The organism is Lysobacter sp. CCNWLW3, assembly GCF_036697405.1.
In the GTDB taxonomy this organism is placed as follows: Bacteria; Pseudomonadota; Gammaproteobacteria; order Xanthomonadales; family Xanthomonadaceae; genus Lysobacter.
In genome coordinates this window covers 999,713-1,024,209 of sequence record NZ_JBAHWA010000001.1, presented here as the reverse complement: position 1 = coordinate 1,024,209, position 24,497 = coordinate 999,713, and the positions used below count along the sequence as shown (strand labels likewise).

Here is a 24,497-nt window from a genome sequence, read left to right as displayed (position 1 = left end):
CGCCGGACGGAACAGGACAGCGAGATCGCTGGGATCGGATCAGGGACGCGCCTGATCCGCGTAAAGGGGGATGTTTTCGGGATCGAACGCGGGCTGCGTTAGCGCCGCGGCGGCCGGCTGCGCTCCGCTTTTCGTACGACCAGCGCGGCGACGCGCATAGCGCCTGTTTCCGTTCGCCATTCCTCGCCTGCCGGACGCGCAGGCCAGAACGCGATGGCCATAACGGCCGATAATTTTAAGGAGTGGTGTATGTCCGAGGCCAATGCAGAAGAACAGCAGTTTGCGATGATGATGACGGAGCTCTCCGCCGCGTTCCAGGGGAACGTATCGCGAGGCCTGGCGAACGCAGGGATCGATATCAGCGCGGAGGACGCTCCCCTGGAGCAGCTGGTTTCGGTGGCCGGGGATGCGTTCCGGCAAAACGCCGAGCTCGCGGCCGCCTATGCGGACCGCTTCGAAGCCCGGGGCGAGACCAAGCTGGCGACGATATGCCGCGATATGCAGCATCGTTTCGAAGAGCAATCCTCGGTCTTCCGTATGGTCGAGGGAGGGCCTCCGGCATTGGAGATCATCCTGACGTTGACCTCGAGTACCTTCCATATGCTGGAGACTCAAGCGCACCATATCGCGTTCGGTGCTACGGCTGAGAAGATCGTCAAAGGATTGGCTAAGGGCTTGTTGATTTCCGAACTGATTGAGAAGACGGTGCACGGCGACGTATCGGCCTTCATTGGCGTTCTCGGCGGCGCGCTCATTGGCTCGGCGGTGGCGGCGCTTGCTGACGCCGTCGTTGTCGGGCTCGGCATAACGGGTGGGCCGCTGACGGCGGCCGTGGTTGTCGTGGTTGGAGTCGCCGCGATGGTCGTTGGAGGCAGCGAGATCGATTCCTTCGTCGAGGAGTTGCTTGAGTTCGATCAAGAGCCGGGCGACGTGCGCAGTCGCGCCCATCGATTGATTTCAAGCATGGTAGGGCTCGTTGGCGGCTCCGAGTTGCCGACGCTGGGCGACTACGTGGCTTTCGGAACGAACGCGGCCGACACGCTTACCCCCAATTACCCGGCAAGCGCCCTGAACCCCGGCAGCGTGCTGATCGGCGACGGCGGCGACGACATCCTGCTCGGCGGCTCCTGGGACGACCGCCTCAGCGGCGGTGCCGACAACGACACGCTGCACGGAGGCTACGGCGCCGACATCCTGTTGGGCGGCAGTGGAGACGACCTGCTCGACGGTGGCATGGCCACCGATCGGCTCGAGGGCGGTGCGGGTTTCGATACCTACAGTTTCTCGACCGACGACCTGAAGAATGCCGGTACCCGCGACACGATCACCGACAGCGACGGATCGGGCCGAATTACCTTCAACGGTGTGGATTTGTCGGGCACGGGCATCGGCTTCGACAATATCCGCAGCAATGCCATCGGTACCTGGGATACCGCGAACGGCGAGTTCCGACTGCTCGTGGTCGGCGCGGGCACGCCCACCCAATCGCTGCTGATCGTGCGCAAGCTCGCCGACGGGCGGTCCGGCGGGCAGATTCTGGTCAAGAACTGGCGCAACGGTGATCTGGGCATTTCCCTGCCGGGTTACGACGAAGTAGGCGCGACCCTGGGTTTGGGTGAGGGCGACGACCTGTTCGGCGAGTCGGGCAGCAATGCCGGCGTCGACTCCATCGCGGCCAAAGGCGGCAACGATGGCATCGAGGGCGGCGACAGCGGCGATGTGCTTGACGGCGGGGCGGGAGCGGATCTGATCTTCGGCGGTAGCGGCAACGACAGAATCATGGGCGGCGACGGCAGCGACATCATCCTGGATGGCTCGGAGCTGCAGAACATGCGCGCCCTGCGCACCGACGTCGACGCCAGCGGCAAGAGCGAGCAGCAGCGCTTCGACGAGGAAGTTGCGCAGCGCGGCGCATCGGTGATCGCGCGAGGAAAGAACTGGTTCGTCTATCGCGAGGACGGCGCGGCCGCGACCGGAGATGCCACGCAGGATTCCGTCTACATTATTCGTACGCCGGACGGTTCCACCTACCTGGATCCGGAAACGCGAGGCAGCGGCGACGATCTGATCGATGCTGGTGCGGGCTCCGACCGGGTGTTCGCCGGCGAAGGCGACGATATCGTGATCGGCGGCCTGGGTAACGATTCGCTGAACGGCGGGCACGACGACGATACGCTGTCGGGCGGCGAAGGTGACGATACCCTGGTCGGCGACTTGCCGGCCGGCGCATCGCCCTACGTGACCCTGACAGCCCTGGTGTCCAATAGCGCCAACAAGAACGGCGACGACATCCTCGACGGCGGCAACGGCAACGACACCCTCCTGGGCATGGGCGGTAACGACACCCTGTACGGCGGCGACGGCGACGACAAGCTGTATGGCCGAAACGGCCAAGCCAATGGCGCCGCCGACGAAGGCGACACCGATGCGGACTATCTCGACGGCGGCGAAGGCGCGGATCAGCTCGCCGGTCAAGACGGCGACGATGTGTTGCTGGGCGGCGGCGGCAACGACATCCTGTTCGGCGATGACGAACATGCCGGCACTCGTTATGGCAACGACCATCTAGAAGGCGGAGAGGGCGACGATAAGCTCTACGGCGGCGGGGGCAACGATTACCTGTCGGGCGGACAGGGCGTGGACGACCTGGTCGGCGGCGAAGGTCAGGACACGCTGTCCGGCGGCGCGGGCAACGACCGCCTGTTCGGCGAAGGCGGCAACGACGGCCTGGTCGGTGGCGACGGCGACGACATTCTGATCGGCGACGACGGCGACGATGCGCTGCTCGGCGAGGCCGGCGTCGATCTCTTGCGTGGCGGCGACGGCGACGATGCCATGTCCGGCGGCGCCGGCAACGACGAGTTGCAGGGCGGCATCGGCAACGACTACCTGGACGGTGGTGACGACGACGACAAGGTGTTCGGCGAGGACGGCGACGATAGGATCAGCGGCGGCGCCGGTGCCGACCAGTTGGTCGGCGAGGCCGGCAACGACCGCATCGATGGCGGTGTCGGCAACGACCGGCTCTGGGGCGGCAGCGGCAACGACTCCTTGGACGGCGGCGAAGGCGCCGACGAGTTGTACGGCGATGCCGGCGCCGACCGGCTGGTGGGCGGCAACGGCGACGATCAACTCGACGGCGGTGCCGATGCCGACGTGCTGAACGGCAATGCCGGCAACGACAGCCTGTTCGGCGGCGACGGCGACGATCTGCTGCGCGGCGATGCCGGCGACGATCTGCTCAACGGCGCTATGGGTGCCGATCAGCTACTCGGTGGCGAAGGCGCGGACCAGGCCTGGGGCGGCGAGGGTAACGATAGCCTCAGCGGCGACGCCGGCGACGACGTATTGGTGGGCGAGGAGGGTGACGACACCCTGACCGGCGGGGCCGGCAACGACTTGCTTGCCGGTGGTGTCGGCAACGATTGTTACCGCTTCGAGACCGGCTTCGGCCAGGATCGCATTCTCGCCAACGAGGAGGGCGAACCCGGCGTCGATACCCTCGAATTCGGGGCCGGCATCGCGGCCGGCGACCTGAGTTACCAGGTGATCGGCCGCAACCTGCTGATCAAGGTCGGGGGCGGCGGCGACGCGGTTCTGGTGGAAGACTATTTCGGGGCGGCATCCCAGGTCGGGCTGAGTTTTGCCGACGGCTCCACGCTCAGCCGCTCGCAGCTGGAGCAACTGCTGGGTTCGATCGTGCCGGTGTCGGGAACGAACGGCGACGACCTGCTGGAAGGGACCGAGGGCAACGACACCCTGTTCGGCGAGGACGGTAGCGACCGTCTGTTCGGCAATGGCGGCGACGACCAGATCAGCGGCGGCAAGGGCAACGACCTGCTGGTCGGCGGCAGCGGCAATGATCTGCTGCAGGGCGACGAAGGCGACGATGTCTACAGCTTCGACGCCTACTTCGGCACGGACACCGTCGTCGGCCTCGGCGATTCCGGTGCGGGCAACGACACGATCCGCTTCAACTTCGCTTTCAACGGATCGAATATGAGTTTCGGTCCGACGGGCGAGGGCAGCGACGATTTGGTGCTGGTGTTCAACCAGTCCGGCACCGTGAGCAGTCTGGCTATCGATGGTTTCTTCGCGCCTGGCAGCAGCCATGTGATCGAGTTCAGCGACGGCGTGCGCCTTACCGCTTCGGGCTCCGAACTGGTCTATAACTATCAGGGTGGGACGGGTTCGGACACCTACTACGGCAACAATTCTGGCGAGCGCTTCTTCGGTGGCGCCGGCGACGATAATCTCTACGGGCGCTACGGCAACGATATGCTGGACGGTGGCGCAGGCAATGATGTCGTCGACGGCGGTGAGGACAACGACAGCCTGATCGGCGGCGACGGCGACGACGCGCTGGACGGCAGCAGCGGCAACGACGTGCTCACCGGCGGTGCGGGCGACGATTACCTGGTTGGCGGCTCCGGCGACGACCGCTACCGATTCGAGCGCGGTTTCGGCAGGGACACAATCGAGAACATTCGTTACGGCGACAAGAGCAGCTACACCGATACCGTCGAGTTCGGTGCCGGCATCTCGCCTGCCGAGGTGACGCTGCGCAATCGCAACGGCGCGGATCTGGTGCTGAGTTTCGCCGGCTCGGACGACGAACTGGTGATCCGCAACTACTTCCGTGACGATGGCCGCTCCGGCTCCGCGGTCGATGCGATCCGCTTCGCCGACGGTACGGTCTGGAACGTCGGGACCGTGCTGGCCATGACGCTGCACAGCGGCGACGGCGACGACAGCCTGTACGGCTACGGCAGCGACGACCTGCTGGCCGGCGGACTCGGCGATGACGACCTGCACGGTGGCCGCGGCGACGACGTGATCGATGGCGGCGCAGGCAACGATCTGCTGGACGGCGGCGCTGGCCACGATACTTACCGGTTCGGCCGCGGTTCCGGCAGCGACACGCTGGTCAATGTACCCATTGAATCGAGCAACGAGTGGGACCACGCGCATTACGTAGCCCTGTTCCGCGCGGCGTCCGAGGGCATCGATACGGTCGAGTTCGGCGCCGGCATCGGCGAGGGCGACGTTACGCTCAAGCGCGAGGGCAACGATCTGGTGCTGGCCATCGCCGGCAGCGACGATGTGCTGCGCGTGCCGCACTACTTCGGCTGGGCGCCGCCCGCGGACGGCGGCGATACAGGGTCGGGGCCGGCATTGGCGCGTTTCGCCGGCGCAGACGCCGGCGGCGGCGCCTACACCGGTCCGGAGGACATCGGCCGGGCCGTCGAGTTCTTCAGATTCGGCGACGGCACTACCTGGGATCGCGAGCGCGTGCAGGCCCTGCTGGCCGCGCAGCGTCGCGGCAGCGAGGGCGACGACGAGATTCACGGCGACGACGGCGACGCGGATCCGGGCGTATTGTCCGGTCGCGGCGGAAACGATCGGATCTATGGTAACGAGGGAGACGACGTCATCGACGGCGGCGCCGGAAACGACGTGATCGACGGAGGGCTGTTCGGCATCGACTTCGGCGCGCCCTATGGCAACGACCTGATGAAGGGCGGCACCGGCGACGACACCTACCGCTACGATTGGGGCAACGACGTTATCGACAACAGCGTCGGCTCCGGGGAAACCGCCGGCTACGACGTGGTCGAGATCGACGGCTATGCCGACGACGTATCGCTGGAACGCTCCGGAAACGACCTGTTGCTGCGGCACCGCGATCACGAACTGAACTCGGTACTGACCATCCGCGACTACTTCTTGCGTCCGGATCAGGCCATCGCCGAGATCCGCTTCGCCGACGGTGGCGCCTGGTCGCAGACGGACATCCTCGATCAGGTCCAGGGTGCCGGCCTGCTGCAGGGCGGAGACTACAGCGACACGCTGGCCGGTCGTGGCGGCGCCGACACCCTCGACGGCGGCGACGGCGACGACACTCTGCTCGGCAAGTCCGGCAACGACCGCATGATCGGCGGAGCTGGGTACGACAATCTGCACGGCGGTTCCGGCAACGACATCCTCGACGGTGGCGCCGGCGACGATTACCTGAGCGGCGGCAGCGGCCAGAACGTCTACCGCTTCGGTAACGGCGACGGTTATGACCAGGCGAGCGACGACGGCGCCGCCGTGCTCGAACTCAAGGCCGGTCTGACGCTGGCAGACGTGATCGTACAAGGGCGCGGCAACGACCCGGGCGTGTCCGTACGCATCCGCGGCACCGGCGACGTATTCGTGCTGGACCGCGACCTGGCGCAGTTGCGGTTCGCCGACGGTAGCAGCTACGACGCGGCGGCAATCCGCGCCCTGATGCTGGCTTCGGCGACCGACGGCGACGACGTGCTGGTTGGCGGCAACGGCGGAGATGTTCTGGAGGGCGGCGCCGGCGATGACGGATTGTACGGACGGGCCGGCGACGACGTGCTCGACGGCGGAGCCGGCTCGGACGAGCTCGACGGCGGCGAGGGCAAGGACACCTATATGTTCGGCCGCGGCTACGGGCGCGATGCGTTGATCGACGACGACAGCGACTCCGTCTTGCGTCTGGGGCCTGGCATCTCGGCCGCGGACGTGAGCTTGGCCGGCTATAACGGCGATCGCGGACATGTGTTGCGCCTGCTGGGCAGCGACGACGAACTGCGTTTCGAGGCGGACCGTCTGGCCGAGATCCGCTTCGACGACGGCACCGTCTGGGATCGCGCGCAGATCCTTGCGCACATGCTGATTCCCAGCGCCGGCGACGATATGCTGCGGGGCTCTGCGGGCGCGGACAGCTTGCTCGGCCTGGACGGCGACGATCGGCTCTTCGGCGGCGACGGGGACGACGTGATCGACGGCGGCGTGGGCAACGACTACCTGTCCGGCCAGGGCGGAAACGATACCTACCGTTTCGGCCGCGGTTCCGGCGAGGACTACGTGCACAACGGCTATGAGGCTCTGGCTCCCGGAGAGACCAGCACGATCGAACTGGGCACCGATATCACCGTCGCCGACGTCACGGTGAGTCTGGGTTCGTTCGGTAGTGGCCTGGTGCTGCGGATTGCCGGCACGAACGACCGTTTGGAGATCTCGGATTACTCCTGGACGGGCGCAGAGGGATCGGTTCCCTACACACTGGCGTTCGCAGACGGCACCCGGTGGACGGCGGCCGACGTGCGGGCGCGGTTGCTGGCCGGCAGCGACGGCGACGATGCCATCGCCGGCCTGGCCTCGGGCGATACGATCGACGGCGGCGCCGGAGACGACACCGTGGATGGGCACGGCGGCAACGACCACCTGCTGGGCGGCGCCGGTCACGACGTGCTCAGCGGCGGCGACGGCGACGACCGCCTGGACGGCGGCGCGGGCAACGACCGCATCGACGGCGGCCTCGGCAACGACGTGGTCGTGTTCGGCCGCGGCGACGGTCAGGACACCATCGTCTACGGTGAAAGCCTGTCCGCCGACGTGGACGTGCTGGAGCTGAAGGCGGGCGTGGCCGTAGGCGACGTCAGTCTGCACCGCGCCGGCCGCGATCTGATCGTGGCCATCGCCGGCGGCGACGACCGTATCGTCATCCAGGGGCACTTCGACGCCGACGGCGAAACCGTGCGCGCGCTGGATCGGATCCGCTTCGCCGACGGCACCGCGTGGACCACCGTCGAGATCGCGAACCGCCTGGCCAGTTCCGACGAGGGCCTGCCTTTCGATGCCGAAGAGGACGAGGCCGGCTTCGCTCTGCCGCGCGACTATCTGCCGTACAAGCCGGTTCGTGTCGGCTCCTCGGATGCGGACGTCATGCATGCCGTAGGCATCCGCACCGGCATTTCCGGTGGCGCCGGCAACGACAGTCTGTCCGCGGGCGGTTACAACAACGGCTTGTTCGGCGGAGCCGGCGACGACCACCTGACGGCGAGCCTGTACGGTAGCGACCTTTCCGGTGGCTCGGGCTGGGACCGTCTGTTCGGCAATGTCGGCGGAGATTTCTTGTCCGGCGGCTCGGGTAACGATCTTCTCGATGGCGGCGGCGGAGACGACGGCTTGTCCGGCGGCATGGGCGCGGACACGCTGCTTGGCGGCCAGGGCGACGACGGCCTGTACGGCGACGAAGGAAACGACTCGCTGTCCGGCGGCGGCGGCGACGACGGCCTCGGCGGCGGCGAGGGCAACGATGTGCTGGATGGCGGGCAGGGCGACGACAGCCTGCTTGGCGGCAGCGGTAGCGATCTGTTCCGCTTCGGTCGCGGTTCGGGTCGCGACCGCATCCTGGCCGAGGCGCGCGACGCCGGCTTGTCGCCGCGCAACGGCGACGCCAGCACGGATGTCGTGGTCTTCTCGGCGGGCGTCACGGCTTCCGACCTGCGTTGGCTGCGCCAGGACGGTGATCTGCTGATCTCGATCGTTGGAACCGACGATAGCCTCATCATCGCCGGATACTTCGATGCCGAGGGACGACGCGATCCGATGTCGATCGACGCATTCCGCTTCGAGGATGGCAGCGAGTGGGACTACTCGCAGGTTGTCGCGCAGTTGAGCGCTGGCGGTCAGGGCGACGACCGAATCCGTGGCTTCGCTGGCGATGACTTGCTCAGCGGAGGCGACGGTAACGATCTGCTTTCGGGGCAGGCAGGGCGCGATCGCCTGGATGGCGGTGCCGGCAACGACCTGCTGGCCGGCGATGCCGGGGACGATACCTTGGTCGGAAGCAGCGGCGACGATTCGTTGTTCGGCGGTGCCGGCAGCGATGTCTACGCCTTCGAAGCGGGTTTCGGCCGCGACCGTATTTCCGATTACGTCCACGAGGCCACGCCCGGGGACGTCGACGAGATTGCATTCGGCGCCAGCATCGCGGCGAGCGATCTGCATCTGTCGCGGATAGGAGACGACCTGCTGATCGAGCGTATCGGCAGCACCGACACGCTGACCGTGGCGGCGTACTTCGTCGGCGGTGCGGGCGGCAGCCGCCCCAACGCGGTCGAGCGGATCCGTTTCGCCGACGGCACGGTGTGGGGCCAGGACGACGTGCTGTCCGGGCTTGCGCCTGCGCCGATCGCGTCGGTGGCGGACTTCCGCACCGGCATGACCAGCAGCGATTGCCGCGTCGACGGCACGCTGGACGAGGCGCCTCTGGCGGAGAACGGCCGTTATGCCCAGGAAGTGGATCCGGTCGCGCGGCGAACCGCGGCAGCGATCGCCTTCGGCGGCCGCCTGCCCGCGTTGGAGCAGGGCGTGCCGGGTTCGGCCCGCTACATCCGTCCCGACGAGTCCGGCCTGGTCGAAGTTCGCGCCCGGCCCGGCCACGGAATCGGGTCCGATGCCGAGGCGGGTGGGGCCGATCGCGACCGCAACGTCGCGGCCTTGATCTCGGCGATGGCGAGTTTCGCACCGCAAGCCGGGGGCCTGGCCGAGGGCGGCCTGGATGCCGGCCATAGCTGGAAGAGCGTGTACGAGTTGGCCCTGGCGATGCCGGCTTGACCTCTGCGGCGACGCCGTAGCGTGTCGCGTCCGGGCGCCCATTGGGTGCCCGGGCGCGGCGGATCGGATTTCTCCGCAATTCTCACACTGCTCGTGCGGGGATGGATGCGCCCGCGCCGATTCGGAGCGCAGGTCGCGATCCTCCCCGCGATTGGCAGGCGCCCGAGCGCGACCTGCCGCACATTCCCAAGCGCGTCTGCGACGCAGGATTCGACCGCGGTCCGGTTTTGACCGGTTCGGCGCGGATAACTCGTAAGAAATGTGACTAGAGAGCGAGTTTGCGTCCCGCTCTTTGGCAGAGAGTGAACCCACACGGACGAACAAGGAATGTTCGATGGCACTGCGCATATTGCTGTTGTGCACGGCGTGCAATGGACTGTCGCAACTGGTCGCTTGCCGGTTGTCGGAGCTGGGCCACGACGTCGTCATCCAGGTCGCGAGCGACCCCGAAACCATGCAGCAGGCGGCGCAGCGCGAGCGCCCCGATCTGATCGTGGCGCCGATGCTGAAATCCGCGATCCCCGAGGCGATCTGGAACCGTACCACCTGCCTGATCGTGCACCCCGGCATCGTCGGCGACCGCGGCCCGTCCTCGTTGGACTGGGCGATCCTGGAAGGCGAGCGCGAGTGGGGCGTGACCGTGCTGCAGGCGGCGGCGGAGATGGACGCCGGCGACATCTGGGCCAGCGCCAGCTTCGCCATGCGCGAGGTCGGCAAGAGCGAACTCTATCGCCACGAGGTCGCGCAGGCGGCGATGCGCGCCTTGCTGCAGGCGATCGAGCGCTATGCGTCCGGACTGCACACGCCGCGCGCGCTCGATTATCGCGATGGCGATGTGCGCGGGCGTTTGCGCCCCGCCATGCGCGCGGCCGACCGCGCGGTCGACTGGAACTTGCCCAGCGCGGCCATCCTGCGCCGCGTGCGTTGCGGCGACAGCGCGCCGGGCGCGCGCGCCTTGCTCGCCGGCCTGCCGTGCCAGCTCTACGACGCCTGGCCGGAAGCCTCGCTGCGCGGTCGCCCGGGCGAGCTGCTGGCGCAGCGCGAAGGCGCGGTGTGCGTGGGCAGCGGCGACGGTGCGATCTGGTTGGGCCATCTGCGCGCCAAGGACGGGATCAAACTGCCTGCGGCGCAGGTGTTGGGAACGCGACGCATGGCCAGGGTGCCGGAGCGGCCCGTGGGGATCGACGCGCCCGAGGGGCCGGAAACCTGGCGCGACATCCGCTACCGCGAGGACGGCGAGGTCGGTTACCTGCATTTCGATTTCTACAACGGCGCCATGTCGACCCGGCAGTGCGAACGCCTGCGAGCGGCCTTCCTGCATGCGCGCCAGCGGCCCACGCGGGTGATCGCACTGATGGGCGGCCGCGACGTATGGAGCAACGGCATCCACCTCAACCAGATCGAGGCCGCCTGCGATCCGGCGCTGGAATCGTGGCGCAACATCCTGGCCATGAACGCGCTGGTGCGCGAGATCGTGCTCACCGACAGCCATCGCGTGGTCGCGGCCCTGCAGGGCAACGCCGGCGCCGGCGGCGTGGTGCTGGCGCTGGCCGCCGATCAGGTGTGGGCGCGCGGCGGGCTGGTGCTGAATCCGCATTACCAGGGCATGGGCGGCCTGTACGGCTCGGAGTACTGGACCTATCTGATACCGCGCCGGGTCGGCGCGGCGCGCGCGCAGGAACTCACCGAAAGCCTGCGCCCGGTGACCAGCGAGCACGCCGCGCGCATCGGCCTGATCGATGCCGCCTTCGGCGAAGACGGCGCCGGCTTCCGCGCCGAAGCGCAGGCGCGTGCGCAGGCGCTGGCCGAGCCGGCAGCGTGGCACAAGGCCCTGGGCCTCAAGCGCCGCCGCCGCAGCAGCGACGAACGCCGCAAGCCGCTGGAAAGCTATGCGGCCGAAGAGCTCAGCCACATGTACCGCAATTTCTTCGGGCCCGATCCGGCCTATCACGAGGCCCGCCGCCGCTTCGTGCGCAAGGGCGCGGCCGCACCCGCCGGCGAACCCACGCGCGACACGCGCGATTCGCGGGAGACGGCCTCGCCGGCCTGAGCGGCGCAAAAGAAAAGGGCCGGGAGAACCCGGCCCTTTCGTCGTTGCGCCTGTCGCCGCGCTCAGTGGCCGCCGCCCGCGGGCGCGCCGGCCTTGGCCTGGAACGGCGGCTTGGCGAACCACACGAACACGATCACCGCCAGGAAGATCAGGCCGAGCAGGTGGAAGATCTCGTTGAAACCGAGCTGCGCGGCCTGGTTGGAGATCATCCGCTCCAGCGTCGCCGCACCGGTCTGCAGGTCGCCGCCGCCCATGCGGGTGGCGGTCTCGATCAGGTTGGGATCGTAGGCCGACAGCTTTTCGGTCAGGTGGGCGTGGTGGACTGCGCTGCGCTCGGTCCAGGCGTAGGTGGTCAGCGAAGCCGCGAAGCTGCCGCCCAGGGTGCGCATGAAGGTGGCCAGGCCGGAGCCGGCGGCGATCTCGTGCGGCTGCAGATCCGACAGCAGGATCTGCAGCACCGGCATGAAGAACAGCGCCACGCCGAAGCCCTGGAACAACTGCACCAGCGCGATGTGGTCGAAGTCGACGTCGAGGTTGAAGCCCGAGCGCGCGAAGCTGGTCAGCGACATCGCGATGAAGGCGAAGCTGGCCAGCCAGCGCAGGTCGAACTTGTGCGCGTAGCGGCCCACGAACGGCGTCAGCAGCACCGGCAGGATGCCGATCGGCGCGGTCGCGAAGCCGGCCCAGATCGCGGTGAAACCCAAGTTGCGCTGCAGCCACAGCGGCACCAGGATGCCGACGGCGAAGAAGGCCGCGTAGGCGATCACCATGGCCGCGGTGCCGGCGGCGAAATTGCGGTGCCGGAACAGGCGCAGGTTGACGATCGGGTCCTTGTCGGTGAGTTCCCAGATCACGAACACCGCCAGCGAGATCGCCGAGACGATGGCCAGGATCACGATCAGGTTGGAACGGAACCAGTCCTCGTCGTTGCCCAGATCGAGCAGGATCTGCAGCGCACCCACGCCGAGCACCAGGGTGATCAGGCCGACATAGTCCATCTTCGGCTTTTCCAGCTTTTCCGGCCGGCCGCGCAGCTGGCTGCCGACCACCAGGCTGGCGAAGATGCCGATCGGCACGTTGATGAAGAAGATCCATTCCCAGCTGTAGTTGTCGGTGATCCAACCGCCGAGGATGGGGCCGGCGATCGGCGCGACCACGGTGACCATCGCCAGCAGCGCGATCGCCTGTCCGCGTTTGTGCGGCGGATAGATCGAGATCAGCAGGGCCTGGGTGATCGGGTACATCGGGCCGGCGACGAAGCCCTGCAGCGCGCGCGCGGCGACCAGCAGGCCCATGCTGTTGGCCAGGCCGCACAGCAGGGAGGCGATCACGAACAAAAAGGTCGCCCACACGAACAGCTTGCGTTCGCCGAAGTGGCGGGTCAGCCAGCCGGTCAGCGGCAGCGCGATGGCGTTGCTGACCGCGAACGAGGTGATCACCCAGGTCGCCTGGTTGGCGCTGCCGCCCAGATTGCCGGAAATGGTCGGCAGCGAGACGTTGGCGATGGTCAGGTCGAGCACCTGCATGAACGACGCCAGCGCGAGGCCGAGCGTGGTCAGCGGAATGTTCGGTGGCCGGAAGCCGGCTTGCGGGGCGGGCGCGGCGGCGGTGGCGGTGGCGGACATGGAACGGCCTTATGAAAAGTGGCGCGGCGTTCGTCGCTATGGGAAGGTGCCGCGGCCGGCCGCGGCATCGCAGTGCGGCTGGGCGAGGCCGCCCGGCGCGCTCGCGCCGGGCGCCGCTGCGAGCGCGAAGCCGCGCTCGCAGCGCTCAGCCGTGACGGTTGGGCAGGTTTTCGTCGACGATCTTCTCGATCAGCGCATCGGCGTCGGCCAACTGCTTGGCGTAGGCGTCGGTGGTCAGCACCGGCTTGGCCGGCGTCGAGCTGGCCAGCATCGCGCCGTCCTGGCCGTGGATGTCGACGTCGACGTGCATGCTCAGGCCCAGGCGCAGCGGGTGCTCGGCGATCTGCTTGCGGTCGACCTCGATGCGCACCGGCACGCGCTGCACGATCTTGATCCAGTTGCCGCTGGCGTTCTGCGCCGGCAGCAGGGCGAACGCGGAGCCGGTGCCCATGCCGATCGCGGCTACCTTGCCGTCGAAGCTCACGTCGGACCCGTACAGGTCCGAATGCAGTTCGACCGGCTGGCCGATGCGCATGTTGTTGAGCTGGGTCTCCTTGAAGTTCGCATCCACCCAGACCTGCTCCAGCGGCACGATGGTCATCAAGGTGGCGCCCGGCTGCACGCGCTGGCCCAACTGCACGTTGCGCTTGGCGACGTAGCCCGACACCGGCGCGACGATCGCGGCGCGCTGCAGGTTGAGGTAGGCCTGGCGCAACTGCGCGGCGGCCGCGGCGACCTGCGGCTGCTTGCCCAGGGTGGTGGCGTCGACCAGGGCGCGATTGCGCGACAGGGTGCCGCGCGAGGACGACAGTGTGGCTTCGGCGGCGGCGAGTTCGTCGCGCGCGTGGGCCAGCTCTTCGGCCGAAACCGCGCCGCTGGCGACCAGGCCCTCGCGGCGCTTCACGTCGGCGCGCGCCTTCTGCACCGCGACTTCGCGCGCGTTGAGATCGGCCTGGCCGGCGTCGACCGCGCTGTACAGGCCGCGCACCTGGCGCACCGTGTTGGCGAGGTTGGCCACGGCCTGTTCGTAGGCGACCTGGGCGTCGTTGGGATCGAGCTGGACCAGCACCTGGCCGGCCGTCACCTTCATGCCGTCGTCGGCGCCGATGCTGACCACGGTGCCGATCGACTGCGGGGTGATGCTGACGATGTTGCCCTGCACGTAGGCGTCGTCGGTGTCCTGGTGCCAGCGCGCGACCAGCAGGTACCACGCCGTCCAGCCGATCGCGGCGATCACCACCACGGCCAGCAGGATGAGCAGGAACTTGCGGCGCTTGCCGTTGGCGGGCGCGGCCGGGGCCGCGGCTTGCGGATTGATTTCGGTGGTCATGGCGTGGAGGCCTTGGCGATGTCGGAATTGGAGGCGGTGGGTGCGGCGAACTGGAGCCCGCCGCCGAGCGCGCGATCGAGTTCGATCGAGGCGCTCAGGCGCTGCGCGCGCAGCGCGGTGATCTGCTGATCGAGTTGCAGCAGCGGGCGCTGCGCGGCCAGCACGTCGAGCTGGGTGCCCAGGCCGCCGCGGTAGCGCGCGGTGGCCAGCTGCCAGGCCGATTGCGCGGCGTCGCGCGCCTGCTGCGCCGAGATCAGCTGCGCGTCCAGCGAACGCGCGGCCTGCAGGGCGTCGGCGACTTCGCGCAGCGCGCCGACCAGGCTCTGGTTGTAGTCGGCGACGGCCAGGTCGTAGTCGGCGTCGCTCTCGGCCAGCTGGTTGCGCAGGCGGCCGCCGTCGAAGATCGGCATGCTGATCGCCGGGCCGCCCTGCAGCAGCAGCGCATCGCTGCTGAACAGATCGGACAGGCCGCCGGAGGCCAGGCCGATCATGGCGCTGAGGTTCACGGTCGGATAGAAGTCGGCCTTGCTCGCATCGATGCCGTGCGCGGCCGCTTCCACGCGCCAGCGCGCGGCGACCACATCGGGACGGTGGCCGAGCAGTTCGCTGGACGCGACCGCCGGGATCGCCGGCGCGGACGCGCTCAACAGCGCCGGCCTGGCGATGCCCAGGCCGCGGTCCGGGCCCTTGCCCAGCAGCGCGGCGATCGCGTTGCGGGTGGCGTCGATCTGCTGCTGCGCGGCCTGGGCCTGCTGTTCGGCGGCGGCGAGCGTGCTTTCGGCGTTGCGGATCTGCAATTGATTGTCGAGGCCGGCCTTGACGCGCTGACGGCCGAGGCCGAGCAGGCGGCTGGCGCGTTCCTTCTCGGCGACGGCGACATCCTGCGCCGCGTGCGCCTGCGCCAGCGAAACGTAGGCGTGCGCGATGTTGGACGACAGGGTCAGGCGCGCGGCCTGGCCTTCGACTTCGGCGGCGCGGGCCTGGCCCAGCGCGGATTGCCAGCGCGCGCGGTGGCCGCCCCACAGGTCGGGGCTGTACTTGAAGCTCAGCGACAGCAATTCGACGCCGCTGTAGTGGCCGCCCAGCGGTTCCGGCGCCACGGTCTCGGGAATGCGCACGCCCGCGTACTGGGCGCTGGCGCCGACGGTGGCCTTGCGCGCGGCGTCGGCCAGGCCGGCCTGCGCGATCGCCTGGCGCACGCGCGCATCGGCGGCGTCCAGGCTGGGCGTGCCGGCCAGGGCTTCGGCGATCAGGCCGTCGAGCTGCGGGTCGCCCAGCGCGGTCCACCAATCCTGTTTCGGGAATGCGGCCTCGGACAGCGCATACGCGCCCAGGCTGCGCTGGCTCTCCAGCGTGTCGGCGTCGAGCGCGCGGCCTTCGGGGGCCAAGCCGTGGGTGCTGGCGCAGCCGGCCAGGATCAGCGCCGCGGCCAGCGCGGCGAGCAGGGGACGCAGCACGCGTCGCGGCGGCGCGGCGCTCGGGATCGAGACGGTGATGTTCATGGCTCAGGAACCGGAGGGAGTGAGGTTGTCGCGCACCTGCGCGAGCAGGCGCATGAGGGTGTCGCGTTCGTGATCGCTCATGCCGCCCAGCGCCTGCTCGCGCACGCGCTGGCCGCACTTGTTGATGTCCTGCCAGATCGTCACGCCGGCATCGGTCAGATGGATGTTCAGGGCCCGGCGATCCGACGGATCGGCGACCCGGGCCACCAAGCCGCGCGCTTCCAGCCGGTCGAGCAGGCGGGTCATGGCGCCGGGGTTGAGTTCGGCCGCGCGCGCCAGGTCGGTGACCCCGGCGGTACCGTCGGCGAGCTTCTTCAGGGTGATGTACTGGCTGAACGTGAGCTCATGGCCGGCCGCGGCCAGTTCGCGTTCCATCTGCGCCCACATGGCGTCGCGGACCTGGCGGAACAGCAAACCCAGGGTCGAGCCGCTGCAGGCGGCGGGGGGAGGGGCGGTCTTCATGGAGCGGCATGTTGCTACTCCATGCAATAGTTGTCAATGCAATTATTGTTACGTCAATGGAACGCCGTGTCGCAGCGCGCACGGCGACCCGCGCCCGGCGGGACCGAGCGCCTTCATACGCAGATCGGTTGGGCTGGTGGCCCTATAAAATCAATCGGATACGGTGGATTCTTCGCTCAGGCCAGCGAGGCCAGAGCCAGCACATCCAGCAGCACATGGGCCAGGATCACCGGCCACAGGCGCCCGGTGCGCGCGTACCAGCCGGCGAACAGCAGGCCCACCGGCACGATGCCCAGGATCCCGACGGTGCCCTGATAGAGGTGGTAGGCGAGCCGGATGGCGGTGCTGATATGGATCGCCGGCCACAGGCCCCAGCGTTCGCGCAGCATCACCAGCACGTAGCCGCAGACGAAGAGTTCTTCGTAGAAACCGTTTACCGCCGAGACCGCCAGGATGGTCAGCCAGCCCACGTCGGGCGCCACCTGCGCCGGCTTGAGTTGGACGCCATTGGACAGCACCAGTGCCGCCAACACCTGGAAGACCACGATCGAGGCCGCGGCCAGGCCCAGGGCCGGCAGCAGGTCGCGGGCCTGCGGCGCGGGCCCGAAATGCGCGAGCGCCCAACCGCGCACGCCGAGGAAGTAGCCCAGCAGGGCCATCACCGTCGCTTCGATGATCAACATGCTCCACAGCGTCGCCGCGCTGTAGGCGAAGGCGGTCCCGGTCTGCGCCGAGGCGCCGGAGAACACGCTTTCCAGGCTGGACAGCAGAGCCCAGCCGAAGGCCAGGCCGATCACCACCACGAACTCGCTGCGCGGCGACAGCGACCGGATCCATTCCTGCATATGCGTTCCGAAGGGCGGGTGTCGCGAGGAGGAGCGGCGGGATCAGGACCGCTGCAGGACCAATTCGAGCACGAACTTGCTGCCGAAGAATGCCAGCACCAGCAGCGCCATCGCGGCCAGGGTCCAGCGCACCGCAGTGCCGCCGCGCCAACCGTAGCGCCAGCGGCCGATCAGCAGGCCGCCGAAGGCCAGCCAGGACAACACGCTGAGGGCGGTCTTGTGGACCAGGTGCTGGGCCAGCAGGTTTTCGACGAACAGCAAGCCGGTCAGCAGGGTCGCGGTCAGCAGCACGAAGCCGACCGCGATGGTGCGGAACAGCAGGGTTTCCAGCTCCACCAGCGGCGGCAGGCCGCGCAGCCAGCCGTGGAACTCGCGCCGGCGCAGCGCGCGCTCCTGCAGCCACAGCATCGTCGCCAGCAGGGCCGCGATCGCGAGCGTGGCGTAGGCCAGCAGGGCGAACCAGGCGTGCAGTTGCAGGCGCCAGTCCAGGGGCTCGGCCAGGACGTGGCCGTAGCTGTGGTAGCCGATCAGGGTCAGCGCCGCCAGCGGGAACACCACCACGCCCAGCGCGGCCATGCGCCCGGACGCGCCGACCACCGCGGTCAGCACCGCCATGCCCAGGCCGACCAGCGATAGGGCGGCGAAGAAATGCAGGTCGGCGCCGCCGGCGAGTTTCCAGGCCATCAGATGCGCGGCGCCGTGCAGCAGCACCGCCAGATCGGCCGGCAGCAGCCACAGCCGGGCCTTGCGCCCGCCGTCCTTGCGCACGGCCGCGGCCAGGAGCCCGGCGGCGAGCAGGTAGAGGGCGACGGCGATGAGAACGATTGTCATCGCCGCAGTTTGGCATAAGAGCCGGGATTGGGGATTAGGGATTCGCAATGGCCAGGCAGCACGAGGTCGTACGGTGCTGCGTGGCTGTCGTATTTTCCGGAACCGCCTCGTACAAGTCCGCAGCGTCGCTTTTCCTCCCCCTTTGAAAAAGGGGGGCGAGGGGGATTTGCTCTTCGACCCGCGGCGACAGACATCTCGCAAGCCCCGGCCTCTCGAGCCCCGCACGGCCTCCCGCCCCGCGGACGCTATACTTCGCGATTCCGCCTAACACCCCCGACGCCCATGTTCGAATCCCTGACCCAACGCCTGTCCGGCACCATCGAGCGCCTGCGCGGCCGCGGCCGGCTGACCGAGGAGAACATCCGCGAGGCCACCCGCGAGGTCCGCATCGCCCTGCTCGAGGCCGACGTGGCCTTGCCGGTGGTGCAGGCCCTGATCGAGCGCATCAAGGTGCGCGCGGTCGGCCAGGAGGTGCTGAAGTCGCTGACCCCGGGCCAGGCCCTGATCAAGGTCGTGCGCGACGAGCTGACCGCGGTCATGGGCTCGCAGGCCACCGACCTCAACCTCAACGTGCCGGCGCCGGCGGTGATCCTGATGGCCGGCCTGCAGGGCGCGGGCAAGACCACCACCGTCGCCAAGCTCGCCAAGCACCTCAAGGAACGCCGCAAGAAGAAGGTGATGGTGGTTTCGGCCGACGTCTACCGTCCGGCCGCGATCGAGCAGCTCAAGACCCTGGCCGAACAGGTCGAGGTGCTGTTCTTCCCCTCCAGCGCCGACCAGAAGCCCGAAGCCATCGTGCGTGCCGCGATCGACGACGCGCGCAAGTCCTACGTCGACGTGCTGATCGTCGACACCGCCGGCCGCACCAGCATCGACGAAGCGATGATGGCCGAGATCAAGGCCCTGCACGCCGCGGTCGCGCCGGTCGAAACCCTGTTCGTGGTCGACTCGATGACCGGCCAGGACGCCGCGGTCACCGCCAAGCACTTCAGCGAAGCGCTGCCGCTGACCGGCGTGGTCCTGACCAAGACCGACGGCGACGCGCGCGGCGGCGCCGCGCTGTCGGTGCGCTACATCACCGGGCGCCCGATCAAGTTCATCGGTGTCGGCGAAAAGCCCGACGGCCTGGACGTGTTCCACCCCGACCGCGTCGCCAGCCGCATCCTGGACATGGGCGACGTGTTGTCGCTGGTCGAGCAGGTCGAGCAGCAGGTCGACAAGGACAAGGCGCAGAAGCTCGCCGAGAAGGTCGCCAAGGGCAAGAAGTTCGATCTCAACGACATGAAGGACCAGCTCGAGCAGATGCAGAACATGGGCGGCCTGCACGGGCTCATGGACAAGCTGCCGGGCATGGGCCAGATCCCCGAGGCGGTCAAGAACCAGGTCACCGGCAAGGAAGTGCCGCGCATGGTCGCGATCATCAACTCGATGACCAAGAAGGAGCGCCGCAATCCGGCGTTGCTCAACGGTTCGCGGCGCGCGCGCATCGCCAAGGGCTCGGGCATGACCCCGGCCGACGTCAACAAGCTCATGAAGCAGTTCCAGCAGATGGAAAAGATGATGAGCAAGCTCTCCGGCGGCGGCATGAAGGGCCTGATGCGCGGCATGAAGGGCATGATGGGCGGCCGCGGCGGCATGCCGTTCCGCTGATCGTCCGGCGGTTGCGCAGTTGCATCGGAACGGCGGCCACTGGCCGCCGTTTTTGTTGGTGGGGCGGGCGCCGTGCCGAGGCTTCGCGCCGTGGGGCGGCACCGCGCGATGCCGGCGCTTGGGTGTAGGGCAGCGGTCGTCGCTCTCGTCGTTGCCGCGTACGCACGATCGCGGCTTACGCCGCTCCCACAGGAAGCGCCCGCACCGCGTTAGGCGTTTGCGCCCCCACCCGGGGCGATGCCGCTTTGGGGTAGGAGCGGCGTGAGCCGCGATCCGATCCGGATCCAACTTCAGCCGCGACCGCGCAAGCGCTCCGTGTGGGAGCGGCGTAAGCCGCGATCCGATTCAGGTCGAATTGAAACCTCTACTCGCGTTTTCGCCGTCGCCGCGTTGACGCGGTCGCGGCTCGCGCCGCTCCTACAGGATGCGGCCGCAGAATTTGGGTGTTGTTTTGGGGTAGGCGCGGCGTAGGCCGCGATCTGATCCGGATCCAACTTCAGCCGCGACCGCGCAAGCGCTCCGTGTGGGAGCGGCGTGAGCCGCGATCCGATCCAGGTCGAATTGAAACCTCTACTCGCGTTTTCGCCGTCGCCGCGTTGACGCGGTCGCGGCTCGCGCCGCTCCTACAGGATGCGGCCGCAGAATTTGGGTGTTGTTTTGGGGTAGGAGCGGCGTAAGCCGCGATCCGATCCGGGCCGAACCAGGGCCGCATCGTCGCCGCGAAATCGCCCTGTGCGCATAGGTACACCCAGCGCGTATCGCCCGCTGCGATTGCGCGCGCCGCGCATCGCCCGACAGGCGGCGGCGCGCCGTCTCGTCGGGGGAGACGCCCGAAGACCATCATGTTTGGGCAGCGCGATGCAGGACCGCATCGCGACGCAGAGTCCGCCAGGACTCGCCGCCGCCGCATTCGCGCCGGCGCATTCGCCATAGGCCGAGCCGCCCCATTCCGGGTCTGCCGGCCGCCCTCAAGGAGTGAACGAGCCCATGACGAAGTTCCATACGCACGCCATCGCCGCCGCCCTCGCGTTCGCGGGCGTCCTCGCCGCGCCCGCGCAAGCGGCCACGGTGTTCTCCACCAACAGCCAGCCCGGCGATCCGATCGGCGAAGGCCAGTCGGCGCTGTTCACCGACGCCGATTCCACGCTCACGCTCGACGCCGATGCGCGCTCCATCCGCCTCAGCGTCGCGCGCGGCGACGACAACTGGTACGTCTCGCTGGGCGCGCCGCGCGAGCGCAAGTTCGAAGTCGGCCGCTACTACGACGCCGAAAATCCGACCCGCCGCACCGGCCGCGCGCCCTACGTCTACCTGGCCAGCAACGGCCGTCGTTGCGACGACGCCTGGGGCGAGATCCACATCCAGCAGTTGGAGCTGGACGCCGACGACCGCGTGCTGGCGCTGGAGGCCACGGTGCTGCAGCACTGCAACAGCGCGGACGCGCCGGTGCTGGCGGCGGTGATCCGCCATAACGTCGCGCCGCTGTCGCTGCAGGTCGACAGCGACCCCGGCGACGTGGTCGGCGAGGGCCTGCAGAAGTCCTACTACGGCGACACTTCGGTGTTCGAGCTCTGGGGCGGGGCGCAGTCGGCCATGCTCAACGTGCACGGCCAGCGCGACTACTGGCGCGCCAGCCTGTTCGCGCCGTTCGGGCAGACCCTGCAGGTCGGCACCTACGCGATCGGCGACACCGCGCCGGCCGGCAGCGCCGTGTTCGTGTTCGAGCGGCCCAGCCGCCCGTGCATGCGGGTCAGCAGCGGCACGCTGCAGATCAAGGCGGTCGAGTACGACCCCGACGGCGTGATCACCGCGCTGCACGCCGAGTTCGAGCAGCACTGCGACGGTGCCGCCGAGGCGGTGCGCGGCACGATCCACTACCGCGCCTGACAGGCGTCGTCTGAGGCCCTGCCAGGACGGCGGGGCCGGCCAGGGACGGCCGAAAGCGGGTGGCGCGGCGAGCCAGGGAAGGCTCGTCGCGCCACGGTTTTTTGGGGGCGGGGCGGCCGGCGACAGGCTCGGCCGGCTGTCGCAGCGGCCTGGATGGGCAGCAGAGGACGCAACGGCCCAGGGGTGCGGTGGAGCAGGGGCGGGCGCCTGACGGCCGGTCGGGCACATCCGGGCCGGCCCGGGCTGCCGGAGACGGCCAAACCGGCCCGAAAGCGGCCGAACGGGCAGGCCAAGGCCGCCCAGGGGCCGAATTCGCCGGCTGAGAGGGGGCAGAGTTTGCCTAAGCCCACGGATCCGCTACAATTTCCGGCTTACCTCGCCAATCCGGCGACTGGGCAACACAGGAACTGTAAAGATGGTCAAGATTCGCCTGACTCGTGGCGGCGCCAAGAAGCGTCCGTTCTACCACATCATCGTCACCGACAGCCGCAGCGCCCGCGACGGCCGCAACATCGAGCGCGTCGGTTTCTACAACCCGGTCGCCACCGGCAATGAGAAGCGCGTCGAGCTCGACCTCGCTCGCGTCGAGCATTGGGTGAGCAAGGGCGCTCAGCTGACCGAAAAGGTCGCCAGCCTCTACAAGCAGGCCGGCAAGGCCGCTCCGGCCGCCTAAGCCGTTTCGCCGCGCGCCTCACGCGCGCGGCGACCGCCTCACGGCCGCATCGCAGATGACCGATACCGGGCGCCGCATCCTGTTGGGCAGGGTGTTGAGCGCCTTCGGTGTGCGCGGCGAGGTCAAGCTCGAGTCCTGGACCGAGCCTCGCAGCGCCATCTTCCGCTACCAACCCTGGATCGTGCGCGACCCGCAAGGGCGCGAGCGCGAGCTATCGGGCGTGCGTGGCCGCGAAAGCGGCAAATATCTGGTCGCCAGCTTCCCCGACGTCGCCGACCGCGATGCCGTCGAGGCCCTGCGCGGCAGCGAAATCTATGTCCCGCGTTCGGCGCTGCCGCCGCCCAGCGAGGGCGAGTACTACTGGGTCGACCTGGAAGGCCTGCGCGTGGTCACCGTCGACGGCGTGTCCCTGGGCACGGTCTCGCACCTGTTCGCCACCGGCGCCAACGACGTGCTGGTCGCGCGCGACGACGAGCGCGAGCGCATGATTCCGTTCGTGATTCCGCAATACGTGACCTCGGTGGATTTCGAGGCCGGCGTGGTCACGGTGGACTGGGATCCCGAGTTCTAGGAGTGAGCGCAGAGGAGTGAGGAGCGAATAAATGCTTCCAGCCTCTTTGCTTATCGCTCCGATCCGTTGCGTTGAACGTCCTGGTTCGGCGTAGCCTTTACGCTCTCTCCTCACTCCTCTGCGCTCACTTCCGCCCCATGCGTATCGACGTCGTCAGCCTGTTCCCCGAGTTCGTCGCCCAGTGCGCGGCCTTCGGCGTGGTCGGGCGCGCGGCCGAGCGTGGCTTGCTGTCGCTGCAGGGTTGGAATCCGCGCGATTACGCCGAGGGCAATTACCGCCGGGTCGACGACCGCCCCTTCGGCGGCGGCCCCGGCATGGTGATGCTGATCGACCCGCTGCGCGCCAGCCTGCGCGCAGCGCGCGCGGCCGATCCGACGCCGGCGCGGGTGATCTACCTCAGCCCGCAGGGCGCGCGCCTGACCCAGGCCAAGGTCCGCGAGCTGGCCGCCAGCGAGCGCCTGATCCTGCTCTGCGGGCGCTACGAGGGCGTGGACGAGCGCCTGATCCGGGCCGAGGTCGACGAGGAGCTGTCGATCGGCGACTACGTGCTGTCCGGCGGCGAGCTGGCCGCGGCGGTGGTGGTGGACGCGGTCGCGCGCCTGCGCGAGGGCGTGCTCAACGACGCCGAATCGGCGGTCCAGGACAGTTTCGAGGACGACGGCCTGCTGGACTGCCCGCACTACACCCGCCCGGTCGAGCACGAGCTGGGCCCGGTGCCGGAGGTGCTGATGTCCGGCAACCACGCCCGGATCGCGCGTTGGCGGCGCCAGCAGGCGCTGGGCCGGACCGCCGAGCGGCGCCCCGATTTGCTGGACGAAGCCGGCCTGTCCAAGGACGATCGCAGCCTGTTGGCCGCTTATCGGGCCGAAAAGGCCGCCGCGGCCGAGGCCGGGGCGGCGTCGGCCCCGGGCGAGCCCGCCGGCCCGGGCCCCACGGCCCCGCCCGAAACGGCTAAGCCCTAGTCACGCAACGAAAAAGGCCGTTATAATGCACGGCTTCATTGCTCCATCCATGCCATGACGCGGGTCCACGTGCACTCGCGCAACAACTAATCCAACAGGCCGTGCCATGAACAAGCCCTCGCTCAATACCCTGCTGCAGAATTTCGAAGCCGAACAGGTCCAGCGCCAGCTGCCGGACTTCGGCCCCGGCGACACCATCGTCGTCAACGTGAAGGTCAAGGAAGGCAATCGCGAGCGCGTCCAGGCCTACGAAGGCGTGGTCATCGCGAAGAAGAACGCCGGCCTGAACTCCTCGTTCACGGTGCGCAAGATCTCGCACGGCTTCGGCGTCGAGCGCGTGTTCCAGACCCACAGCGCCGTGATCGACTCGGTCGACGTCAAGCGCCGCGGTAAGGTCCGCTCGGGCAAGCTGTACTACCTGCGTGGCCTGGAAGGCAAGAAGGCGCGCATCAAGGAAGACCTGGCCGCCTACGCGCGCGCCAAGAACGCCGCCGAGTAATTCCGCGTCGCGCGCTTTGCGCGCAGCGCAAGGAACGGCCGCCGCGAGGCGGCCGTTTTCGTTTGCGGGGGTGGTGGCATGCGTTCGTTGCCATGCGTTCGTCGCCATCGCCCGCGCCCGCGACCGTCGCAACGCGGGACGCCGCGCGCGGCTTTGCCCGGCGCGCGCCATGCGCTAGATTTCTTCGTACGGC

The 24,497-nt window shown here is 68.6% G+C and carries 14 protein-coding genes; 8 read left to right on the top strand and 6 right to left on the bottom strand.

Translation table 11 applies throughout. The features are described from left to right. Positions 1–249 precede the first annotated feature (249 nt). Both V1318_RS04495 and V1318_RS04490 read left to right on the top strand, forming a co-directional pair. Entirely contained in the window at positions 250–9,417 is a 9,168-nt protein-coding gene (locus V1318_RS04495; RefSeq protein WP_332938046.1) for a calcium-binding protein, read from the top strand. A gap of 334 nt (positions 9,418–9,751) precedes the next feature. Then, the gene (locus tag V1318_RS04490) at positions 9,752–11,467 is read left to right on the top strand and encodes an enoyl-CoA hydratase-related protein (RefSeq protein ID WP_332938044.1); all 1,716 of its coding nucleotides are present in this window, start codon (positions 9,752–9,754) and stop codon (positions 11,465–11,467) included. Positions 11,468–11,529: 62 nt separating this feature from the next. Here the strand turns inward: V1318_RS04490 and V1318_RS04485 are convergent, their stop codons facing one another. The 6 genes from V1318_RS04485 to ccsA form a co-directional block, all read right to left on the bottom strand. Further along, complete coding sequence (locus V1318_RS04485) at positions 11,530–13,092, bottom strand: DHA2 family efflux MFS transporter permease subunit (protein ID WP_332938042.1); 1,563 nt, start codon at positions 13,090–13,092, stop codon at positions 11,530–11,532. Between the two features lie 145 nt (positions 13,093–13,237). Beyond that, positions 13,238–14,422, bottom strand: coding sequence for an efflux RND transporter periplasmic adaptor subunit (locus V1318_RS04480; protein ID WP_332938040.1), 1,185 nt, complete (start codon positions 14,420–14,422; stop codon positions 13,238–13,240). Further along, the gene (locus tag V1318_RS04475) at positions 14,419–15,924 is read right to left on the bottom strand and encodes an efflux transporter outer membrane subunit (RefSeq protein ID WP_332938038.1); all 1,506 of its coding nucleotides are present in this window, start codon (positions 15,922–15,924) and stop codon (positions 14,419–14,421) included. Before V1318_RS04475 ends, V1318_RS04480 begins: the two co-directional genes overlap by 4 nt. Positions 15,925–15,927: 3 nt before the next feature. Then, the gene (locus V1318_RS04470) at positions 15,928–16,386 is read right to left on the bottom strand and encodes a MarR family transcriptional regulator (protein ID WP_332938036.1); all 459 of its coding nucleotides are present in this window, start codon (positions 16,384–16,386) and stop codon (positions 15,928–15,930) included. Positions 16,387–16,562: 176 nt separating this feature from the next. After that, a complete protein-coding gene (locus V1318_RS04465) occupies positions 16,563–17,231 on the bottom strand; it encodes a CPBP family intramembrane glutamic endopeptidase (protein WP_332938033.1) in 669 nt (222 codons plus the stop codon). Positions 17,232–17,273: 42 nt separating this feature from the next. Next, the gene (gene ccsA, locus V1318_RS04460) at positions 17,274–18,062 is read right to left on the bottom strand and encodes a cytochrome c biogenesis protein CcsA (RefSeq protein WP_332938031.1); all 789 of its coding nucleotides are present in this window, start codon (positions 18,060–18,062) and stop codon (positions 17,274–17,276) included. A gap of 282 nt (positions 18,063–18,344) precedes the next feature. Between ccsA and ffh the strand changes: the two genes are divergently transcribed. The 6 genes from ffh (at position 18,345) to rplS (ending at position 24,304) form a co-directional block, all read left to right on the top strand. Then, a complete protein-coding gene (gene ffh, locus V1318_RS04455; RefSeq protein WP_332938029.1) occupies positions 18,345–19,712 on the top strand; it encodes a signal recognition particle protein in 1,368 nt (455 codons plus the stop codon). 987 nt (positions 19,713–20,699) lie between these two features. After that, on the top strand, positions 20,700–21,599 hold the full coding sequence (locus V1318_RS04450; RefSeq protein WP_332938026.1) for a hypothetical protein: 900 nt from the start codon (positions 20,700–20,702) through the stop codon (positions 21,597–21,599). Between the two features lie 415 nt (positions 21,600–22,014). Beyond that, positions 22,015–22,272: a 30S ribosomal protein S16 gene (rpsP, locus tag V1318_RS04445; protein ID WP_332938024.1), complete on the top strand. Its 258-nt coding sequence runs from the start codon at positions 22,015–22,017 to the stop codon at positions 22,270–22,272. A gap of 55 nt (positions 22,273–22,327) precedes the next feature. Continuing rightward, the gene (gene rimM / locus V1318_RS04440) at positions 22,328–22,843 is read left to right on the top strand and encodes a ribosome maturation factor RimM (protein WP_332938022.1); all 516 of its coding nucleotides are present in this window, start codon (positions 22,328–22,330) and stop codon (positions 22,841–22,843) included. 137 nt (positions 22,844–22,980) lie between these two features. Further along, positions 22,981–23,805, top strand: coding sequence for a tRNA (guanosine(37)-N1)-methyltransferase TrmD (gene trmD, locus V1318_RS04435; protein ID WP_332938020.1), 825 nt, complete (start codon positions 22,981–22,983; stop codon positions 23,803–23,805). 106 nt (positions 23,806–23,911) lie between these two features. Beyond that, a complete protein-coding gene (gene rplS / locus V1318_RS04430; RefSeq protein WP_332938018.1) occupies positions 23,912–24,304 on the top strand; it encodes a 50S ribosomal protein L19 in 393 nt (130 codons plus the stop codon). Positions 24,305–24,497 lie beyond the last annotated feature (193 nt).

Excerpts from the sequence above, each read along its gene's own strand:
- V1318_RS04490 (WP_332938044.1), top strand. The coding sequence starts at position 9,752 with ATGGCACTGCGCATATTGCTGTTGTGCACGGCGTGCAATGGACTGTCG.
- V1318_RS04450 (WP_332938026.1), top strand. The coding sequence starts at position 20,700 with ATGACGAAGTTCCATACGCACGCCATCGCCGCCGCCCTCGCGTTCGCG.
- V1318_RS04480 (WP_332938040.1), bottom strand. The coding sequence starts at position 14,422 with ATGACCACCGAAATCAATCCGCAAGCCGCGGCCCCGGCCGCGCCCGCC.
- ffh (WP_332938029.1), top strand. The coding sequence starts at position 18,345 with ATGTTCGAATCCCTGACCCAACGCCTGTCCGGCACCATCGAGCGCCTG.
- V1318_RS04495 (WP_332938046.1), top strand. The coding sequence starts at position 250 with ATGTCCGAGGCCAATGCAGAAGAACAGCAGTTTGCGATGATGATGACG.
- V1318_RS04465 (WP_332938033.1), bottom strand. The coding sequence starts at position 17,231 with ATGCAGGAATGGATCCGGTCGCTGTCGCCGCGCAGCGAGTTCGTGGTG.
- trmD (WP_332938020.1), top strand. The coding sequence starts at position 22,981 with ATGCGTATCGACGTCGTCAGCCTGTTCCCCGAGTTCGTCGCCCAGTGC.
- V1318_RS04470 (WP_332938036.1), bottom strand. The coding sequence starts at position 16,386 with ATGAAGACCGCCCCTCCCCCCGCCGCCTGCAGCGGCTCGACCCTGGGT.
- ccsA (WP_332938031.1), bottom strand. The coding sequence starts at position 18,062 with ATGACAATCGTTCTCATCGCCGTCGCCCTCTACCTGCTCGCCGCCGGG.
- rplS (WP_332938018.1), top strand. The coding sequence starts at position 23,912 with ATGAACAAGCCCTCGCTCAATACCCTGCTGCAGAATTTCGAAGCCGAA.
- V1318_RS04475 (WP_332938038.1), bottom strand. The coding sequence starts at position 15,924 with ATGAACATCACCGTCTCGATCCCGAGCGCCGCGCCGCCGCGACGCGTG.
- rimM (WP_332938022.1), top strand. The coding sequence starts at position 22,328 with ATGACCGATACCGGGCGCCGCATCCTGTTGGGCAGGGTGTTGAGCGCC.
- rpsP (WP_332938024.1), top strand. The coding sequence starts at position 22,015 with ATGGTCAAGATTCGCCTGACTCGTGGCGGCGCCAAGAAGCGTCCGTTC.
- V1318_RS04485 (WP_332938042.1), bottom strand. The coding sequence starts at position 13,092 with ATGTCCGCCACCGCCACCGCCGCCGCGCCCGCCCCGCAAGCCGGCTTC.